This is a genomic window from Candidatus Marimicrobium litorale (genome assembly GCF_026262645.1).
GTDB lineage: Bacteria > Pseudomonadota > Gammaproteobacteria > Pseudomonadales > Halieaceae > Marimicrobium > Marimicrobium litorale.
The window spans coordinates 306,310-326,032 of sequence record NZ_SHNO01000001.1 but is presented as its reverse complement, the minus strand read 5'-3'; the positions used below and the strand labels follow the sequence as shown (position 1 = coordinate 326,032).

Here is a 19,723-nt window from a genome sequence, read left to right as displayed (position 1 = left end):
TCCCTTGTTCAATTCTTCACTTGCAGCATGTAATTCGCCACTGCCAGGCGGGTTGCCTCGTCGAGGTAGGCCTGGGGCGGCATCTCTGGATAGTCGTCGCGCTTTTTGACCGGCTTGGCAATATACTCCGCGAGCGCACCGGGGTTATCCATATAAAGCGCCTGTATTACCTGCACAGGCGGCCCAATCATGCGGCCCGTATACGTATGGCACCCTGCACAAATCCCGAGATATGCAACCTCACCCCGATCTTCTGGCCTTATTTCCCGCGGCGGGACCGTAGGCAGCAGGTAATTTCCAATGGCGCTGGTATGTGTAAAATCGCATTCACTAAAATCAGACACTCCAACCGTAACATAGCGGTGTCGGTTGATAATGCAACTGTCAATCGTAGGCCCCACGCGCACGATGTCCGGACTGCCGGTTTTAAACTCCGTCAGCATAAATGCCTTGATTTCGGAGATCGGCTCACTGCCATTATTCCACATAGTGTTATTGAGGATTTTTACCCTGTCAGAGTTCGGATCAGATTCGGGATCTATGGTCACGTTCGCGGCGTTACCGTGATCCGTAATCAAAATACCCGTATTCTTATTATCGCGAATGATATTGCCCTCGATAACGACGTCGTCAGCCGCCATGACGAGGATGCCAGTGCCCGAGGGTATACCTGCTACCGTTGAACCAGGCGCCGCAAAATTCACGTGATTGTTGGCCAGCACAAAATTATTGCGAATGATCACGTCATAGGTCGTTTTAATCGGCAGGCCCGGTGTAATAAAGGCGAGAATACCGCCGGCATTATTGTAGACCCGATTGGACTCAACAATCGCATGGCGACTGTTTTCTATCTCAATGCCCGCTACGCTTTCAAATACGTCATTGTAGGCGACGTGAATATTGTCGCTCATACCAACGTATATCGCCGCGTCTTCGATACCTGACACCACGTTGTACTCTACGACACCATTCTTGCCCAATTGCGGAAAGATGCCATAGACACCCGTGTCTATAATAATATTGTTTCGAATCTCCCAGTTATTACCTGCCTGGCTCATAATACCGTTGCCTTTGTAACGGGTAATCTTGAAATTCTCCACCACCACGTTGTTACCCGAGTACAGGATGGCATCGTTGAGCCGCCCCTCTCCGTCGAGCACAGCGCGCTCACCCTCCTCGATAACGCCGATCAGACGAATACCATCCTTGTCGATATAGACCGTTTCATTATAGGTGCCAGGCATTACGCGAATAGTAGTGCCAGGCCGAGCCTCTTTTACGGCGTCTTGTATGGACTCACCGTCATGGACAACAATCACTTCGTCGCTCATGGGTGGACCCGCTACGAAACGGCTGTTGCCAGTCACCGCCAGCTCATTGTCCTGCAACTGGGCACCACCGGTATACGTTGCGCCTCCGGAGCCGCTAGATAGCGCAGGCGGACTGCTCTTTTCATCAGTTTTTCCAAGCGTCAAACCCGCAACGAAGGCGGCGATCAGAAAGATCAACCCCAGTATATTTTTCGCTTTCATAGTATTCTTCTCGGCGTCATTGCTGTTGTTTACGCTCGTGCATTGCAGCAAAAGGATCGAGCCCTGACGGCAGCCGCGGCGGAATATCCGGTGTCAGGCTTTCATCTGTTAATGCCCCCAGAAAGTCTACCAGACGGGCCAACTCATCCGTAGATAGATTGGGAGATGATATATGCCAGTGCAGGTGCAAGTCGACTTCTTCGGGTACCGCATGCCCTCTGCCTCCGTTATAAAACTCCATTACCGAGAGCAGGTCGTTGAAACGGCCCGAGTGCATGTAAGGCGCAGTACTTGCGATATTTCGTAAGGTTGGGACTTTAAACCCGCCTCTCAGTCGAGGCGCGTTGTAGGTTCGCTCCGCGCCGATATCGACCGGATATCCTTCGGGCTCCGGTGCACCAATCACAGCCACCTGCTGGTTAGTAAATAACGGAGGGGTATGACACTCAGCGCAACGCGCTACAAATGATCGAAAAATATTCAAACCCTCGATCTCATGCTCACTCAGTGCATCGTGGTAGCCATGCGCATATTGGTCATAGCGACTGTTCAGCGAAATCAGGGACGCCTGAAATGCCGCCAGGGCTGTGTACACTTCCTCCAGCACAATCTTGTCACTGCGCCGGTCAGGGTAGGCCTCACGGAATAGCGCGCGGTAGGCCTCCTCTGTGTTAAGCGCGGCCAAAAGCCCCGCCGGCGTATTGTTCATTTCTCGTTCGGAGTACAAGGGGCCCTGTGCCTGCTCTTCCAGCGATTGTGCTCGGGCGTCCCAGAAGAAATGGCTCAGAAACGCCGTGTTCCAGAGGCTGGGAGCCGCGCGGCCCAAATCCCTTTTATCTCTGCCAAGCGCACGGGGCAGACCATCGCTGAAACCCAGGGCAGGTTGATGACAAGTGGCACAAGACAGGGAGCCGTCACCGGATAGCAAAGGGTCAAAAAACAGGTACCTTCCAAGATCTATCTGCTGTGGCGTGAAACCGTCCCGGTGATCGGGCAATGCGGTCTGTGTGCCACCGAGTCCCGCACCCTGCACCGAATCATAAAATTCGTAAAACGTGCGCAGGGCGCACTGACCGCTCGCGGTTTTCTCAAAGCTGGGTGGACAATCAGTACGCAGGGTTGCGCCTTGCGCCTGCACTGAGAGTCCAACAGCAAACAGCGAGAGGTATAGCAAGCAGCGGGGCATAGCGGAGACTAGTCCCTCGTCCTGGATCGCATATGGGCGATGATGTCATCAAGGTCTCGTGATTCAATACCCTTGGCCATCAGGTTCATCTGTCGACCGTAGCGATCGCCCCGGTGCCTGCCCCGCAGTCCTTGCTGAAAATTATTTATCTGTCGCTGGATATAGGCACCATCCAGCCAGGCCAATGCCGGAGCGTTAAGTGACGGGTTGCCCTCGCCCGCTGGGCCATGGCATGCGCCACAGTTACCCTGATAAAGCGTCATGCCGTTTCTCAGGTTCCCTTCAACAACCGTCGTGGGCGGCCGGTTCAGTTCTGAGAGATAGGCCGCCAGAGCGCTGATATCGCTATCGGACAGCGGCACCGCCATCGCCGACATTTGCATGCCCCGATCGTCGCCAGCAACGGCCCCTCGAACGCCATCGCGAAAATTCCTCAGCTGCCGAGCCAGGTAGGCCTCGTCCTGCCCTGCCAGCGCCGGAGCGCCAGTGGTAACGTCACCCTGCCCCACATCGCCATGGCAGGTGATACACGGTTGATACAGCTCTTCGGCAGACAATGGTTGCATCAAAAGCGCCAAGAGAAGCGCAGAGGCGGCAAGCACCCCGTAAGGTCTAGACATGATCGCAACTCCTCATCAGGATGACAGACTGCTTTCCATATTAGTCGCGATAGCGGCGGCGATACGTTTTGCGCGCTCCGCCCGTTCACCGACGAAATACGCGTCTACGGTGCTCGTAAACAGCCCCAACCAGCGCTCGAAATCTGCAGGCACGAGTGAACGCTTACCGTGAAGCGTTCTGTGTATATTCATGGTATGGCGCTGATACTGCTGATCGCCAAGTAGTAACTTGTACCAGTAATCCTTGATGTGGGGCAAATGTACATCAAGGTTGATATCCGCCACCTCGACAAAAATAGGGGCCAACTGCGGGTCAGCGAGCATCCCTTCATAGAATCTTTCCACAAAAAACGCTATGTTCTCGCGACTATTCATGTCGGATCGTTTCGCCAAATCCTGCGCCTACTTCTTTCGGCTTTTCTTCGATTTTTTGACGTGAGCCATCATTCGTCGCTTACGCTGCACCTGCCGCTGGGTCAACTTATTGCGTTTTTCAGAATAAGGGTTGTCGCCAGAACGGAATTCAATACGCACGGGCGTGCCAACCAGCTTCAGCTCTCGACGGTAAACCTTCTCCAGGTAACGCTTATAGCTATTGGGTACCTCCGCGGTCTGGTTGCCATGGATGACAATGATTGGCGGATTCTGACCACCGGCGTGAGCGTAACGCATTTTGATGCGGCGTCCATTAACCATAGGCGGAGGGTGATCGAACGCGGCACCCTCCAGTATACGATTGAGCGCGTTAGTTGAAAGCTTGCGTGTCGCGGAGGCATAGGCCCCGTTAATAGATTTATACAGATGGCCCACACCTGTCCCATGCAGAGCCGAAATGTAGTGTGTATCGGCATACTCGGCGAAGCGCAGGCGCCGATCCAGCTCTTTGCGAATCCACTCTCGCTGGTCGCTATCAATACCATCCCACTTGTTCACACCGAGCACCAGAGCGCGCCCTTTGTCCATGCAATGCCCTAACAGATGCATATCCTGGTCGACAATACCCTCATGAGCGTCCATCAGCAGCACGACCACGTGCGCATCCTCGATGGCCTTGAGGGTTTTTACTATAGAGAACTTCTCCACCACCTCGCTGACATTTTTACGACGCCTGACGCCGGCGGTGTCGATCAAAGTGTACTTTTGGTCACCGCGTTCAAAGTCGATATAGACACTGTCTCGCGTGGTGCCCGGCTGATCGTAGACCACGACACGCTCCTCGCCTAACAAACGATTCACCAGTGTCGACTTACCCACGTTGGGGCGACCTACCACAGCCACGCGGATGCTGTCCGGTGGATGATCATCGATTGACTCGAGCTGAGGCTCGGGAAAGGCCGCCAATACCTCTTCGATCATACTGCTCACGCCGCGGCCCTGGGAGGCTGCGATCGTCATCAGGCTCGGGGTACCCAACGCGTAAAAATCTGCTGCCGCTACTTCCTCGTTTAGACCATCAACCTTGTTAACCACCAGATTGAAGGGCTTGCTCTGCTGTCGTAATCGCATTGCGAGCGTTTCATCCGCTGCATTCAGCCCCTCCCGAGCATCCACGATAAGCAGAACGGCGTCCGCCTCGTCGATGGCCGCCAGAGCCTGCTGTGCCATGGAGGAATCAACGCCTGTTTCATCGCCGGTGATACCACCCGTGTCGATGACGATAAACGGCCGACTACCCAATCTGGATTCACCGTATTTTCTGTCACGGGTAAGGCCAGCAAAATCCGCAACAAGTGCATCGCGACTCCGGGTGAGTCGATTGAATAGTGTTGATTTACCGACATTGGGGCGCCCAACCAGAGCGATTACCGGAATCATCAAGGGTCAGCTGTGATCTCATACGCAACCAGGTCACCACTATTTCCGAATACGTATATCACGTTATCAACACTTTGCATGTCTGCGCGCACACCGGCGCTATCGACTTTAATGCGCCCTACAAACGTACCGTCAGCCACAGAGAGTATATGCAGATACCCCTCAACGTCGGCAACCGCCACATAGCCGCCGACTGGCGTGGGCCGCGATAATTCCCGATAAGCCAGCGCGTCCTGGGTCCACCGCAGGCCCTGACCAGTGCGCAAGTATGCAGAGAGCGCGCCATCAGCATCGGCCACATATACGTTACCAAAACTCTGAGACACACCCGAGTATGACGATGCCTTCTGCTGCCACAACCTACGACCACTGCGCGCATCGATCGCCACTACATTGCCCTGGTAGCTGGCCGCGTAAAGGGTGCCTCCGGCGAGCTCCATCGAACCGTCGATATCAACTATTCTCTCAATCTCGGAGCGACCCCTGGGGATAGCAATTCGCACCTCCCACACGACCGCACCGGAATTAATGTCAAAGGCCAGCACGCGGCCATTAGCAAAACCGGCGTATACTCGATCGTTGTCCACAATGGGGGTGCTGGTACCCCTGATAGTAAGAACCGGCACGTTACTGTCATAAACCCAGAGTAGCTCGCCTGTGTCAAAGTCCAGGCCTTGTAACTTACCATCGTAAGTCTGCGCGACTACTACCCGTCCATTGCTCTGTGGCGGTGAAAGAATTTCTCCTCGCAGGGCTGTTGTCCACAACTGCGCTCCAGTGGCGGAGTCCAGCTTGATTACTACGCCCTCACTGCTGCCGATAAAGAGGCCTTCTTCCCATACACCGACACCGCCCGACAAGGTCGATTCCAGTTCGACATCCCAAACCACATCGCCATCGACACGGTCAATGGCCATCACCTCTCCTTCTGCCGAGGCGATATAAATCGTGTCGCCGTCAATAGTAGGGCGAATACGGTAAAAACCACTTCCCTGCCCATTGCCCACACCCTCCGACCACAACTTGTCGATCGCGACGGTCTCATCGATATCGACAAGTGCCGCAGGCGCCGTGGCATCATCATCGTCTGAGCTGAACCATCCCGAAATCGTGCTGCAACCGGACAGCCCTAAGAGAAAGATTACAACAAGAAGTCTCTGCGTTATCGGCCTCATCATGCTATTCCCCCTGACCAGGTTGATTCTCGGTCTCATCGACTGTCTCCACTGCAACCGGGACATCATTCAAGACAGCAGCGGGCATCAGACTCTGTAACTTCTGGCTCACGCTACTCGAGGCACTGCCCTCTATCCCGCCCAGAGCCATCGCTTTTTGGTAAGCCAGGCGCGCCTCATCATTTCGGCCTGCGGTCAACAACACATCGCCCTCAGCTGCCGCATACGCCGCCGCAAAATGCCCGTCTGCACCGCCTTGCAGAATAGCCAGCGATTTTTCAGTCTGCCCAGACGCTCCCAGAACACGCGCCAGACGCAGCTCCGCCAACTGTGCGCTATCGCTGCCTTTCGCTGCATGCTTTAGCACCCAACGCAACTGACGCTCAGCTTCCGGCAGCTTATCCATCCCAACAGCTATCGCCGCCAAGTGAAACGCAGCAAACTGCGCGTAGGTTGTTTCAGCGTAATCGTTAATCAATTCATCAGCGTACTTGCTGCTCTCGTCTGCCGGCGCACCGATGCTGATATTACGCAACAGGGCCTGATAGATATCCGACGCTTGCGCCAAATTCTGCTCTTCACTGGCTTGCCAGGTCTGCCAGCCAAAGCTGAGAGCGACCGCCGTGACTACGGCCACCGCGAGAGACTTGCCATTTTCGCTCCACCAGCGGCGCAAGGCATCCAGTTGTTCATCATCTGTACGGTATTCGTCCACTGCCATTTATCCTCTATTACTCTTTCAGGGCCCGAATATGGACCGCACTGTCTTTTCCAATTCCGCTATGGGAATGGCACTCTGCTCGCCCTTTCCATCGCGCAGCTGCTTTACGATAGCCGATTGCGCCGCTACCTCGTTTTCGCCCCAGATCAACGCCACTCGAGCACCACTCTTGTCCGCGCGTTTCATCTGGCTCTTGAAACTGCCAGCACCTGCATGCAGCACGATGCAAAGATCCGACAGTGCAGAGCGCAATCGCTCGGTTGCTGCCAGCGCAACACACTCGGCCTTCTCGCCGGCAGCGACCACATAAATATCGACAGCCGCCCGGGGAATCACCACGTCAAGCTCTTTCATGAGCAATACCAAACGCTCTATTCCCATGGCGAAGCCCACAGCGGATACCGCTTTGCCACCCAGCTGTTCCACCAGACCATCATAGCGCCCACCCGCGCAGACCGTGCCCTGGGCCCCCAACTGATCAGTCACCCACTCAAACACCGTCTTATTGTAATAATCGAGTCCGCGCACCAGACGCTCGTTTACCACAAATTTAACGCCCACCTCGTTCAGTAATTGCTGCAACCGATGGAAATCTGCCTCTGATTCCTGATCCAGATAATCACTGAGTGACGGCGCGCCCTCCAGCAGTGTCTGCGTGTCCGCATTTTTGCTATCGAGGATGCGCAGCGGGTTGGTTTTCAATCGGCGTTTGCTGTCCTCATCGAGCGCGCTGACATTTTTTTCAAGGTAAGCCACCAGCGCGGCCCGATAAATCGCTCGGGACTCAGTGCTGCCTATAGAATTGATTTCCAGTCGAACACTGTCCGCAATGCCAAGTTCGCGCCAAAGTCGGGCACAAATGATAATCAGCTCAGCATCCATATCGGGCGTTGGTACACCGAAGGACTCTACTCCAATTTGGTGAAACTGGCGCTGACGTCCTTTCTGCGGACGCTCATATCGGAACATGGGGCCCGTGTACCAAAGCCTGCATGTTGTAGACAACAATCCCTGCTGAATCGCGGCCCGCACGCAGCCGGCCGTCCCCTCCGGCCGCAGCGTCATGCTGTCCTCATTACGATCGTTGAAGGTATACATCTCTTTCTCAACGATATCAGTGACTTCACCAATCGAGCGCTTGAACAATGCCGTTTTTTCCACCAGCGGCAGGCGTATCTCGCCATAACCGTAGCTCGCCAGAACGTGCGACACAGTGCGCTCCAGGTGCTGCCAGCACGGTGTCTCTTCCGGGAGAATATCGTTCATGCCCCGAATAGCCGTCAATTTACTCACATCCACTCCAGTGTTCGATCCGCCATTTCAATCGGACCGCGCGATCAGTTGCTCTTCCTGTTCCTCGCGCGTCTGCTCCAGCTGCCTTGCCCGATTGCGAATTACATCCTCGAGATGATCGATGAAATCCGCATTACTGATTTTGTGGTCGGGCTCGCCGTCCACATAGATCAGGTTGCTCGGCGTCGCGCCCGTGAGTCCTATATCGGCCTCACGCGCCTCGCCCGGACCGTTCACAATACAACCAATAACCGCAACATCCATCGGCGTACGGATATCCTCAAGTCGCTGCTCCAGTTCATTCATAGTGCCCACGACGTCAAAATTCTGCCGCGAACAACTGGGGCAGGCTATAAAGTTAATGCCATTTGCGCGCAGTTTAAGGCTCTTGAGAATATCAAAGCCCACCTTGACCTCTTCCACCGGATCTGCAGCGAGCGAGACACGAATAGTATCGCCAATACCATCCATTAGCAGCATACCCAGACCCACAGAGGATTTGACCGTGCCACCGCGTAGTCCGCCAGCCTCGGTAATTCCGAGATGCAAGGGCTGGTCAATTTCCTTCGCCAACAGGCGGTAAGCAGCCACTGCCATGAATACCTCGGATGCTTTTACGCTGACCTTGAAGTCGGGGTAATTAAACTTGTCAAGAATGTCGACATGGTGCATGGCCGATTCCAACAGTGCCTCTGGCGTAGGCTCACCGTATTTGCGTTGCAGCTCCTTGCTCAGTGAGCCCGCATTTACGCCTATACGTATCGGGATACCCTTGTCTCTCGCGCTGTCGATAACTGCACGCACTTTTTCATCGCGCCCAATATTACCCGGGTTGATGCGCAGGCAATCGACGCCATACTCCGCTACCTTAAGCGCAATTTTGTGATCAAAATGAATATCGGCTACCAGAGGTACCGTGACCTGCGCCCTTATCTGCCGGAAGGCCTCGGCCGCATCCATTGTCGGAACCGATATCCGCACAATATCAGCGCCGGCATCGGCAATGGCGCGTACCTGAGCCACTGTCGCCTTGACGTCGCAGGTATCGGTATTGGTCATGCTCTGCACACTGATAGGTGCGTCGCCCCCTACCGGAACATCACCCACAAAAATCTGCCGGGAGGTGCGGCGTTTTATCGGCGAATCCGCCTTCATATTGAATCTCCCGCGACCCGCGATGCAGTATCGACCGGGTACATTGATAACTTAGAAACTGCAGAGGCAGGCTCCGCTGACGACTCTTTGCCCCACCACCATAATGCCAGCACCAGCAGGAACAGTATCCCCAAGCCAATGACGACACCTTTTCCAGTGCGGTGCAACTGCAGCGACTGGGTTTCTATACGCTTCGTCACCTCTGAGCTGCTGCCCTGCAGCTCGTCAAATAGCGACAGCAAAAGGGATTCGTCCAGCTCCAGCATACGACAATAGGCTCTGACGTAGCCTCTGGCAAACGACGGGCTGCGCAGTGACTGGTACTCATCGCGCTCAATGATGCCAACGTAATCGGGCATCAGGTTAAGTCTATCAGCCGCCTCTCGCTCTGAATAACCCTGCCGTTCGCGGGCAGCCTTGAGCAAAAGGCCGGGCGTATTAAACGCATCAAGTTGTGTTGCACCGTCTATCACTGACCCACGGTCCGCCTGTAGGCCTGATATTCAGGGGAAGCAGGGAATAGATTGCCAAGAGCCAGTGCATAGCTCGCCTCCGCATCCCTATCCCCTGTCTGCTGCGCTAACTGGATTCCCAGCAACAATCCGGGTGCGGTCTGCCGCCGCGAAACGTTACGAAACGTGTCGTAAAACTGAATTGCTGTTACGTAATCCTGGGCCTCATAGCGAATCCTCGCAAGCTCAAACAGTGCAATTGTGTTGGTCCTATCCATCGACAACGCACGGACGAAGGCTTCTTCGGCACCCTGCGTGTCGAACAACCGCAGGCGACAGAGTCCGAGATTGGCAAATGCCAACGGCCTGGCGTCAAACAATGTGTCTTGAACCACATAAACCAGTTGCTTTTCTGCCTCCTCATAACGCTCTTGGCTGTAAAGGAACGCCGCATAGTTGTTTCGGCAACGCGAAAAATTTTTCTTCATTCGGATGGCGTCTTTAAAGCTTTCCTCTGCCATCTCATATTCGCCGGTGCGCCAATAGATAAGGGCGAAAGCCTCGTGCACTTCAGGGCTATTGGGATTTATCTCTTTTGCCAGCTTGAGATTACGCTTGGCAGCTTCCCAATTGCCGTCCCCGATATACTGCCGCGCCAAAGCAACGCGCTCCTGCAACGCCTTTTCAGGAGAGGCTTCCTCGGTGAATACACTCTGGGTTGTGCGAATGCATCCAGCTAGGGACACGCTCGCCAGCAGCATCACGAGCAACACCCCACGAACACTGTTCACGCTTAAACGCCTGGCCATGTCTACCCCGCTGTAATTATTTCTGCTTCGCGGCCCGCCCGGTAGCGGCCGCTGCGACCCGTTCGATCGACCACATTTCCTACCAGTTGACCACACGCCGCGCTGATATCATCGCCTCGGGTTGTTCTTATCGTCACAATATAGCCCGCATCGACCAGCACTTGCCAGAAGCGCGACACCGCGTTCCCGCTGGGACGTCGATAATCGGACAGCGAGAACGGATTGAACGGGATCAAATTGATCTTACAGGGGAAATCCCGCAGTAGATTCGCTAGCTCCCGGGCCTGCTCCGGGTGGTCGTTCACCCCGGCGATGAGCGTGTACTCCACTGTGACCACTCGACTCTTGTCTTTCTGAGCAGCCATATAATTGCGGCAGCTTTCCAGCAGTATCTCAATGGGGTATTTTCGATTTATCGGCACCAGTTCATTACGCAATTCGTCGTTGGGTGCGTGCAATGAGACCGCCAGTGACACCTCGCTTACTTCGGCCAGTCGATCGAGGGCCGGAACAACACCCGATGTGCTGAGGGTCACTCGGCGCTTTGACAGGCCATAGGCCAGGTCCTCCATCATGAGCTCCATCGCCGCCACCACGTTATCAAAATTCAAAAGGGGCTCACCCATACCCATCATGACCACGTTAGTCACGGTGCGTTCATTACCTGACTGGAACGCATCGTAGGATTTGATTGCCACCCAGACTTGGCCAATAATTTCAGCCGCGCTCAGGTCGCGCTGAAATCCCTGCTTACCGGTTGAACAAAAAGAACAATCGAGGCTACATCCCACCTGTGAGGAGACACAAAGAGTGGCGCGATTACCCGCTGGAATAAGCACCGTCTCAACGAGACCGCCCCCATCAACCCGAATTGCCCACTTGCGTGTGCCATCACTGGAATCCTGTTGACTCACAATTTCCGGAGGGCGCACCTCGGCCACCAGCATCAATTTCTCTCGCAGAGCCTTGCCAAGATTGGACATCTCCTCGATTTGGGTAATGCCCGCGTGATGAATCCACTTCAGCACCTGCTGGGCGCGAAAACGTTTCTCACCCATATCTTCAAAAAACTGCTCCATCTGATCGCGCGTCAGTCCCATAAGATTCACAGGGACCTTACTCGCGTCAGACTCGATAGTGCCAGAGTTCACCGTCATGAGGAGGCCTATTCAGGGCGATCGCAAATCTCGCTGGCGGCGAAAAAGTAAGCGATTTCGCGAGCGGCGGATGCGGCAGAGTCCGAACCATGCACAGCGTTGGCATCGATAGAGGCAGCGAAGTCCGAGCGAATCGTACCCTCTGCGGCTTCCTCGGGATTAGTGGCGCCCATGAGCTCCCGGTTTTTTGCGATCGCGGAATCGCCCTCCAACACCTGCACAACAACAGGACCTGAAGTCATAAACTCGATCAGGGCCGGATAAAAAGGGCGGCCCTCGTGCTCCGCATAGAACCCGCCGGCCACCTGATCACTCAGACGCAGCATCTTGGAGCCAACGATACGCAGTCCGTTGCTCTCAAAACGCGAGTAAATCTTGCCAATAATATTCTTGCCGACGGCATCCGGCTTGAGGATGGACAGAGTACGTTCAACAGCCATGGTTTGTCTCCCAAAAAGCATACAATAGAAAGCGCGGCATTATACGGGCTTTAGCACACCGTTTCACCTGCCTGAGGACTTACCGGGCATATTCTTTTTCTTTTATTTCAGCAGCTTACATTCAGAACGGGGAAACGGGGCCAGCACAGGGCAGATTCGCACGCCGCAGGACCCCTGAGCGGGCAGCCGTGCTGGACTATTTTTCCCTCGAGGGCGGGGTACTGTGAGCACACTCGCAGCTCAGTCCCTCTCCTCAATCCACGCGGCCTGAATTGCCTCGAGAATCTTCTCACCACAACGATCAGGGTTATCGTCAAATTCCTGCAACGCCATGACATGTTTACGCAGATCCACAAAATTGATCGCCAGAGGGTCTACGTCCGGGTGCGACTCAAATAACTCAATCGCTATATCGGTAACATCTGTCCACTGCATCAGCGGCCTCCGTCAGTGCTGCTCTGAAACCATGTTAATCGTATAGCGGGGAATCTCTACAACCAGTTCCTCCTCCGCTACGATAGCCTGGCAACTGAGCCGTGAGTCAGGCTCAAGGCCCCACGCTTTATCGAGGTAATCATCTTCCAGTTCGTCGGGCTCTTCCAGAGACGCATAGCCCTCCCGCACAATGACATGACAGGTGGTGCAAGCGCAGGACATTTCACAGGCATGTTCAATCTCTATATCGTTGCGCAGCAGCGAGCGACAGATACTCTCGCCGGGCTCGGCCTCAAACACCGCGCCCTCGGGACAGAGACTTTCATGGGGTAATACAACAATCCTGGTCATTGCTTCGCCTCTTCATCGAGTGCATCGAGTGACACACCAGCCAGCGCCTCGCGAATGCTCCGATCCATTCTTCGGGTGGCGAACGCCTCGCTGCGACGCCCTAAGGCATCGGTTTTCTGCCGAATAGCATCCGCATCGTCGCTTTCGATCAATGCCTGCAGCCGCGTCATCTGATCGCTTAGCTCATCCCGCTCCGCAGGGCTCAGCAGCGCATCCCCGTCAACCTCTAATGCGGATTTCAGACCCTCCAATAACTGCCAGGCCGAAAGGCGCTGCTCCGCCAACTGACGGGACTGCATATCCTCGTCAGCAAACGTAAAAGAGGCCTGCAGCATCTCAGTGATCTGATCATCACTCAAACCGAAGGAAGGCTTTACGGTAATACTGGCCTGTGCGCCAGTCACTTCTTCTCGCGCTTCAACGTTGAGCAAGCCATCGGCATCAACCTGAAACGTTACCCGTATTCGAGCCGCGCCCGCCACCATGGGGGGAATTCCGCGCAGCTCAAAGTGGGCAAGGGACCGGCAGTCACTCACCATCTCGCGTTCACCCTGCACGATATGCAGCGCCAACGCAGTCTGCCCATCCTTGTAAGTCGTAAACTCCTGCGCTCGGCTGGCGGGAATCGTGGTGTTACGGGGTACGATCTTCTCCACCATGCTACCCATCGTCTCCAGACCCAGGGACAACGGAATAACATCGAGCAATAACAAATCACCCTCAGGCCGGTTACCAACCAGTATATCGGCCTGGATGGCGGCGCCCATCGCCACCACCTGATCCGGATCGATGTCGGTCAATGGCGCCCGCTTGAAAAAGTCACCCACGACCTCTCTCACCAAGGGAACACGGGTGGAACCGCCGACCATCACCACATTGTCTACCCCACCCTCGATATCAGCATCTCGCAGACACTGGCGGCAGGCCCGCAGAGTTCGTTTAATCATCGGATGTATCAGTGTTTCCAGGGTTTCGCGGGAGACAGTGATACTGCCACCGGCGGGCAACACCCCCGTCAGATCAAGCGCGACACTGTCGGCATCACTCAACTGTTCTTTGGCGCGACGGGAAGCGGCCAGTAACTGCCGGAACTGCCCGCCGGCGAGTTCGGGATCGCCACTCTGCTGCACCACCCATTCAGCAATAACTGCATCGAGGTCATCACCCCCAAGCGCCGTATCTCCCCCGGTCGCAAGCACCTCGAATACGCCCTCATACAGACGCAGAATAGAAATATCGAAGGTGCCACCGCCAAGGTCATAGATTGCAATTACACCCTCTTCCGCACTGTCCAGGCCATAGGCAACCGCCGCCGCCGTGGGCTCGTTCAACAGGCGCAGTACTTTCAGTCCCGCCAAGGTGGCCGCATCCTTCGTCGCCTGCCTTTGGGGCTCGTCGAAATAGGCGGGCACGGTGATCACCGCGCCATCGATTTCGCCACCCACGGTTGAGACCGCGCGCTTGTGCAATTCACGCAGAATATCGGCTGAGACCTCTATCGGACTCAAATCGCCGGCGCTGGTGCTGAAGCGCACAAGGCCCTCGCTACCAGCGGCGAGCTGATAATGGGATCGAGCCGCATCCGACGCCGCGTCCTCTCTGCCCCGCCCCATGAAACGCTTGATCGACATGAGAGTGTCAGCAGGATACTGCGCCGCAAGGGCAACAGCCGTTTCGCCCACCCGCGCAGCCCCGGATGAATAGTTCACCACGGAGGGAAGCATGACCGATCCCGCCTCATCGGGCAACGCAACGGGGCGACCACCGCGCAGGGTTGCCACCAGCGAGTTGGTTGTACCCAAGTCGATTCCAATCGCCCGTTTGACCTGGTGCGGCATGGGCGACTGCCCGGGCTCGGCGATCTGTAGTAACGCCATGAACGCTATTTCTCCAACAGGTTTGCTTCTGTTTGCTCAGCTTCCCGCAGCAGTTTGTCTAGATACTGCATCTTGATACAAGCGCTTGATGCACGCGTGAATTCTTCCGCCACCCAGGAACTGCCGAATCGAGCCTGCTCCGCGGCGATGTCCTGACTGATTTCAGCAATGAGATGCTCCAGCACCGGCTCCGGATCCATGAGATCAGCACTGGTCTCCAATTTTTCGCGCAACTCCATCTGCATGATAAGAAATGCTCCATCCACCGGCTGGCTGGTCAACTCCTGCTGGCTGATACCTCGCAGCTCCAGCAGATAAATCGCCCGACTCAGCGGTGTCCGAAGGGTGGCATACGCCTGATTTATCAGAGCCGAGTATTGCACCGCCAGTCTTTGCTCATGCGCTGAGGCCCCAGCATAACGATCGGGGTGCAACTCGCCCTGTGCCTGTCGATAGCGTGTCCCCAACTGCTGCTGGTCGACCTCAAAACCGACCGGGAGGTCGAAAAGCTCGAAGTAATTGCGCTGGAATTCTGCCTGGGACATTGTGGGGGTCTCACACCCTAGACGGTGAAACTCTCCCCACAACCACACTCAGCGGAGACGTTTGGGTTGCGGAACTGAAGGCCCTCGTTCAACCCCTCTTTCACGAAGTCCAACTCCGTGCCTTCCAGGTAGACCAGACTCTTGGGGTCGATAAAAACCTTGACGCCGAAATCCTCAAATACCCGATCTTCGTTTTGAAGCTCGTCGACAAACTCCAGCACATAGGCCATGCCGGAACATCCCGAGGTGGTAACGCCTAAACGAATACCCAACCCCTTTCCACGTGAAGTCAATTGGCCAGCGACATGCTGCGCCGCCGATTCTGTCAGCGATACACCCATAGCACACTAACCCTTTTTGTCTCTCAAATCCTTCACGGCGGCTTTGATTGCATCCTCAGCCAGCACCGAGCAGTGAATCTTCACTGGCGGCAGCGCTAACTCTTCCGCGATTTCGGTGTTGCGAATCTGTTCCGCCTCGTCCAGATTCTTACCCTTCACCCACTCAGTCAACAATGAGCTGGACGCAATAGCCGAACCGCAGCCATAGGTTTTGAACTTGGCGTCCTCGATAACGCCCTCGTCATTCACCTTGATCTGCAGCCGCATCACGTCTCCGCAGGCAGGCGCACCTACCATGCCTGTGCCCACGTTATCGTCTTCGGCGTCCAGCTTGCCGACGTTGCGGGGGTTTTCGTAGTGGTCTAAGACCTTGTCGCTGTATGCCATTGCCCTACCTCCAAATACAGATCAGTGTGCTGCCCATTCAATACTGTCGAGATCCACACCGTCTTTATACATATCCCACAGAGGGGAAAGTTCACGCAATTTTTCTACCGCCGTGCGCAGTTGTGCAACTGCAGCATCCACATCTTCTTCCGTAGTGAAACGTCCGAAGCTGAACCGCAGAGAGCTGTGCGCCAGCTCGTCGTTCAAGCCGAGAGCCCGCAAAACATACGACGGTTCAAGACTGGCCGAGGTGCAGGCCGAACCACTGGAGACCGCCAGATCCTTCAGCGCCATAATCAGTGACTCGCCCTCTACAAACGCAATGCTTACATTCAGTGCGCCAGGAAGCCGATGGTTTTCATCGCCGTTGAGATGCACTTCCTCGATATCACTGATGCCTTCCCAGAACCTTTGCCGCAGCCCACTGAGACGCACTGCTTCCAACTCCATGCCATCTCTCGCAACTTGAGCCGCCTCACCCATGCCAACAATCTGGTGGGTGGCCAGCGTACCGGAGCGCATACCGCGCTCGTGTCCACCACCGTGCATCTGAGCTTCCAGCCGCACCCGTGGCTTGCGCCGCACGAACAGCACCCCGATACCTTTGGGGCCATACATTTTGTGCGCGGAAATCGACAGCAAATCCACTTTCATCTGCGCCATGTCCATAGGGATTTTACCCACACTCTGAGCGGCATCCACGTGAAAAAGCACGCCCGCTTGCCGCGTCACTTCACCAATCGCCGCGATATCATTGACCGTGCCAATCTCATTATTGGCATGCATCACCGTGACCAACACCGTATCGTCACGCAGGCTATTGGCAACGGCCTCCGCGGTAATCAGGCCGCTAGTGTCGGGATCGAGGTAGGTGACCTCGAAACCCTCGCGCTCAAGCTGACGGCAGGTATCCAGTACCGCCTTGTGCTCGATCTTGGAGGTAATGATGTGCTTGCCCTTCTTTTGGTAAAAATGGGCGACACCTTTAATCGCAAGGTTGTCGGACTCGGTTGCACCGGACGTCCAGACAATCTCGCGAGGGTCGGCGTTGATGAGATCCGCCACCTGACGCCGGGCATTTTCGACTGCCTCTTCCGCTTTCCAACCGTACTGGTGGGATCGGGACGCCGGGTTACCAAAATTGCCTTCAATAGACAGGCAATGGATCATCTTCTCCGCGACACGGGGGTCGACCGGAGTGGTCGCCAGATAATCAAAATAAATCGGTTTATCCATCTTTAATCACGCTCCGTAAGGCGATGATGACTAAACTTCTGTCAGCGTAAGAGTAGCGTATTGCTCTTTGCTACGCGCATTCTGACGTGCCGAGATGTCCTGCACCTCTCTGCGTTCGACAAGATCAGCGAGGCTTATCCCACTGAGGAAGCCATGTATCTGCTCACTCAGATCACACCACAAATGATGCGTCAGACAGACCTCTCCCTGCTGGCAGTCGGCGGTACCGCCACAGCCAGTGGCGTCCACCGCTTCATTCACCGCATCAATGATTTGTGCGATGTATATCTCATCTCCGGCGCGGCTAAGTCGATAGCCGCCGCCTGGGCCGCGCACACTGCTAACCAACCCGTGGCGACGCAGCTTGGCGAAGAGCTGCTCCAGGTAGGACAGAGAAATATCCTGCCGCCCTGAAATATCGGCCAAACTGACAGGGCGATCGGTACCGTGCAATGCAAGATCCAACATCGCTGTTACCGCATACCTGCCCTTGGTGGTCAGTCGCATGGCTTTTCTCCTGATTTGCCAGACCTCAGAGTATGCAATACCCTACCAAAACGGTCAACTTTAAATCCGACAATTTTTATCAAGTACTCGCGGTGCGGATTAGTCCTTCGAATCCCTTTCCACCCATTTCTGGGTTTCAGTCAGGATACCCCGCAGGATGTTCAGTTCCATCTCATCCAGGCGCACCCGACCGTACAAGCGACGCAAACGGGACATCAGCTGGCGCGGGGCCGCGGGGTCGAGAAAATCGATATCGATCAACGTTTCCTCCAGGTGCGTATAGAAACGCTCCATGTTCTCTCTCGAAGCAAAGGGTGTATCCCAATTCTCTGTTTCCACTGCAGGTTTTTCAGGGGCAGCCCGCAACATACGCAGCTCATACGCAACTATTTGCACTGCCATGCCCAGATTGAGCGAACTGTATTCACTGGATGTCGGAATATTGAGGTGCAAATTGCACTGCTTCAGCTCCTCGTTGGTGAGGCCACGGTCCTCTCGCCCAAAGACGACCGCGACCTGCTCTGCAGCGGATGCTTCTGCCACGCGCGCTGCACACTGTCGAGCATCCAGCAGGGGCCAGGGGATACGGCGCTCGCGGGCACTGGTACCCACCACAAACTGACAATCGCCAATCGCTTCTTCCAGCGTGTCCGTAACAATCGCCCCATCGAGCAAATCATCTGCTGACACTGCACGCCGATTGGCCTGCTCATTGGGGAAACTCGCGGGGGCAACCAGATAGAGGCGGTGTAGCCCCATATTCTTCATCGCACGTGCCACGCCCCCGATATTGCCCGGGTGGGTTGTGTGTACCAGCACGATGCGGATGTTGTCCGGGTTCATGGGTCTGTCCGGGGAGCAGCTAAAGGGTCGGGGGTTAGCCCAGCAGAGGTTTGACCACCTGCAGGACCGGCTTGAAGCACTTGGGGTTTCCGCAGACGATATTGCCAGACTCCATATAGTTTTCTGAGCCATCGATATCGGCAACGAGACCGCCGGCCTCGCGTATCAGGAGAACACCGGCAGCAAGATCCCAGGGGGAGAGGCCAATTTCCCAGAATGCGTCGAGGCGACCCGCTGCTACATAAGCCAGATCGAGGGAGGCGGCGCCGCCGCGGCGAATACCGGCACAGCGGGAGGCGAGCTGGTTAATAGACTCGCTGTAGGGCTCCAGTTGATCGTCGCAGTGATTCTTGAAGGGAATCCCTGTTCCCAGAAGCGCACCCTCCAGCCCCGGCAATTCACTCACGCGGATACGATGGCCATTGAGCTGAGCACCCTGACCTCTGGAGGCCGTGAACTCCTCTCGGCGCACCGGGTCAAGCACGATTGCGTGTTCCAACCTACCGCGATAGGTACAACCAATTGACACTGCGTAATGAGGAATGCCTCGCACGAAATTGGTAGTGCCATCCAGCGGGTCTATGATCCAGCGATACTCGGCGTCCTCACTGCCAATCAGGCCGCTCTCCTCCCCCAGTATCGCGTGATCGGGATAGGCCTTTTGCAGGTGGTAAATAATTTCCTGCTCAGCAGCAATATCGACCTCGGTCACGAAGTTGTTAACACCCTTGGATTTGACCTCAAAACGGTGCAGATCATCGGACGCCCGCACGATACTCTCGCCCGCCTTCCGCGCAGCCCGCAATGCGATATTCATCATCGGTTCCATGAGAGATTCTCCGTCAG

Annotated in this window: 23 protein-coding genes; all 23 read right to left on the bottom strand. The window is 55.4% G+C overall.

What is annotated here, in order from left to right:
* Positions 1 to 8 precede the first annotated feature (8 nt).
* The 23 genes from EYC82_RS01505 to EYC82_RS01395 all read right to left on the bottom strand — a co-directional run bounded on the left by EYC82_RS01505 (position 9) and on the right by EYC82_RS01395 (position 19,706).
* Positions 9 to 1,532, bottom strand: coding sequence for a parallel beta-helix domain-containing protein (locus tag EYC82_RS01505; protein WP_279247785.1), 1,524 nt, complete (start codon positions 1,530 to 1,532; stop codon positions 9 to 11).
* A gap of 16 nt (positions 1,533 to 1,548) precedes the next feature.
* Entirely contained in the window at positions 1,549 to 2,718 is a 1,170-nt protein-coding gene (locus EYC82_RS01500) for a cytochrome-c peroxidase (protein WP_279247784.1), read from the bottom strand.
* An 8-nt stretch (positions 2,719 to 2,726) separates the two neighbouring features.
* Positions 2,727 to 3,338, bottom strand: coding sequence for a c-type cytochrome (locus EYC82_RS01495; RefSeq protein WP_279247783.1), 612 nt, complete (start codon positions 3,336 to 3,338; stop codon positions 2,727 to 2,729).
* 15 nt (positions 3,339 to 3,353) lie between these two features.
* On the bottom strand, positions 3,354 to 3,731 hold the full coding sequence (locus EYC82_RS01490) for a group III truncated hemoglobin (RefSeq protein ID WP_279247782.1): 378 nt from the start codon (positions 3,729 to 3,731) through the stop codon (positions 3,354 to 3,356).
* Between the two features lie 9 nt (positions 3,732 to 3,740).
* On the bottom strand, positions 3,741 to 5,153 hold the full coding sequence (gene der / locus EYC82_RS01485; RefSeq protein ID WP_279247781.1) for a ribosome biogenesis GTPase Der: 1,413 nt from the start codon (positions 5,151 to 5,153) through the stop codon (positions 3,741 to 3,743).
* Entirely contained in the window at positions 5,153 to 6,331 is a 1,179-nt protein-coding gene (bamB, locus tag EYC82_RS01480; protein ID WP_279247780.1) for an outer membrane protein assembly factor BamB, read from the bottom strand. The genes der and bamB overlap by 1 nt, the downstream gene beginning before the upstream one ends.
* A gap of 1 nt (position 6,332) precedes the next feature.
* A complete protein-coding gene (locus EYC82_RS01475; RefSeq protein ID WP_279247779.1) occupies positions 6,333 to 7,049 on the bottom strand; it encodes a YfgM family protein in 717 nt (238 codons plus the stop codon).
* Between the two features lie 18 nt (positions 7,050 to 7,067).
* The gene (gene hisS / locus EYC82_RS01470; RefSeq protein WP_279247778.1) at positions 7,068 to 8,342 is read right to left on the bottom strand and encodes a histidine--tRNA ligase; all 1,275 of its coding nucleotides are present in this window, start codon (positions 8,340 to 8,342) and stop codon (positions 7,068 to 7,070) included.
* Positions 8,343 to 8,369: 27 nt separating this feature from the next.
* Positions 8,370 to 9,497 (bottom strand): flavodoxin-dependent (E)-4-hydroxy-3-methylbut-2-enyl-diphosphate synthase, encoded by a 1,128-nt coding sequence (ispG, locus tag EYC82_RS01465; RefSeq protein WP_279247777.1) that lies wholly within the window; start codon positions 9,495 to 9,497, stop codon positions 8,370 to 8,372.
* Positions 9,494 to 9,970 carry a helix-turn-helix domain-containing protein gene (locus tag EYC82_RS01460; protein ID WP_279247776.1) on the bottom strand — a complete coding sequence of 159 codons (477 nt, stop codon included), beginning with the start codon at positions 9,968 to 9,970 and terminating at the stop codon, positions 9,494 to 9,496. Before EYC82_RS01460 ends, ispG begins: the two co-directional genes overlap by 4 nt.
* Positions 9,967 to 10,740 (bottom strand): type IV pilus biogenesis/stability protein PilW, encoded by a 774-nt coding sequence (gene pilW / locus EYC82_RS01455; protein ID WP_279247775.1) that lies wholly within the window; start codon positions 10,738 to 10,740, stop codon positions 9,967 to 9,969. The genes EYC82_RS01460 and pilW overlap by 4 nt, the downstream gene beginning before the upstream one ends.
* 20 nt (positions 10,741 to 10,760) lie before the next feature.
* On the bottom strand, positions 10,761 to 11,915 hold the full coding sequence (gene rlmN / locus EYC82_RS01450; RefSeq protein ID WP_279247774.1) for a dual-specificity RNA methyltransferase RlmN: 1,155 nt from the start codon (positions 11,913 to 11,915) through the stop codon (positions 10,761 to 10,763).
* An 8-nt stretch (positions 11,916 to 11,923) separates the two neighbouring features.
* Positions 11,924 to 12,355, bottom strand: a complete 432-nt coding sequence (gene ndk, locus EYC82_RS01445; protein ID WP_279247773.1) for a nucleoside-diphosphate kinase — start codon at positions 12,353 to 12,355, stop codon at positions 11,924 to 11,926.
* A 240-nt stretch (positions 12,356 to 12,595) separates the two neighbouring features.
* A complete protein-coding gene (gene iscX / locus EYC82_RS01440; protein ID WP_279247772.1) occupies positions 12,596 to 12,790 on the bottom strand; it encodes a Fe-S cluster assembly protein IscX in 195 nt (64 codons plus the stop codon).
* Positions 12,791 to 12,802: 12 nt separating this feature from the next.
* A complete protein-coding gene (gene fdx, locus EYC82_RS01435) occupies positions 12,803 to 13,141 on the bottom strand; it encodes an ISC system 2Fe-2S type ferredoxin (protein ID WP_279247771.1) in 339 nt (112 codons plus the stop codon).
* On the bottom strand, positions 13,138 to 15,018 hold the full coding sequence (gene hscA, locus EYC82_RS01430) for a Fe-S protein assembly chaperone HscA (RefSeq protein WP_279247770.1): 1,881 nt from the start codon (positions 15,016 to 15,018) through the stop codon (positions 13,138 to 13,140). Before hscA ends, fdx begins: the two co-directional genes overlap by 4 nt.
* Positions 15,019 to 15,023: 5 nt before the next feature.
* The gene (gene hscB, locus EYC82_RS01425; protein WP_279247769.1) at positions 15,024 to 15,563 is read right to left on the bottom strand and encodes a Fe-S protein assembly co-chaperone HscB; all 540 of its coding nucleotides are present in this window, start codon (positions 15,561 to 15,563) and stop codon (positions 15,024 to 15,026) included.
* Between the two features lie 17 nt (positions 15,564 to 15,580).
* Positions 15,581 to 15,904: an iron-sulfur cluster assembly protein IscA gene (gene iscA, locus EYC82_RS01420; protein ID WP_279247768.1), complete on the bottom strand. Its 324-nt coding sequence runs from the start codon at positions 15,902 to 15,904 to the stop codon at positions 15,581 to 15,583.
* Between the two features lie 6 nt (positions 15,905 to 15,910).
* Entirely contained in the window at positions 15,911 to 16,291 is a 381-nt protein-coding gene (gene iscU, locus EYC82_RS01415; RefSeq protein ID WP_279247767.1) for a Fe-S cluster assembly scaffold IscU, read from the bottom strand.
* Positions 16,292 to 16,312: 21 nt separating this feature from the next.
* On the bottom strand, positions 16,313 to 17,527 hold the full coding sequence (locus EYC82_RS01410; RefSeq protein ID WP_279247766.1) for an IscS subfamily cysteine desulfurase: 1,215 nt from the start codon (positions 17,525 to 17,527) through the stop codon (positions 16,313 to 16,315).
* A 30-nt stretch (positions 17,528 to 17,557) separates the two neighbouring features.
* Positions 17,558 to 18,034 carry a Fe-S cluster assembly transcriptional regulator IscR gene (gene iscR, locus EYC82_RS01405; protein ID WP_279247765.1) on the bottom strand — a complete coding sequence of 159 codons (477 nt, stop codon included), beginning with the start codon at positions 18,032 to 18,034 and terminating at the stop codon, positions 17,558 to 17,560.
* A 99-nt stretch (positions 18,035 to 18,133) separates the two neighbouring features.
* On the bottom strand, positions 18,134 to 18,877 hold the full coding sequence (trmJ, locus tag EYC82_RS01400; protein WP_279247764.1) for a tRNA (cytosine(32)/uridine(32)-2'-O)-methyltransferase TrmJ: 744 nt from the start codon (positions 18,875 to 18,877) through the stop codon (positions 18,134 to 18,136).
* Between the two features lie 34 nt (positions 18,878 to 18,911).
* Positions 18,912 to 19,706 (bottom strand): inositol monophosphatase family protein, encoded by a 795-nt coding sequence (locus tag EYC82_RS01395; protein WP_279247763.1) that lies wholly within the window; start codon positions 19,704 to 19,706, stop codon positions 18,912 to 18,914.
* Between the last annotated feature and the right edge of the window lie 17 nt (positions 19,707 to 19,723).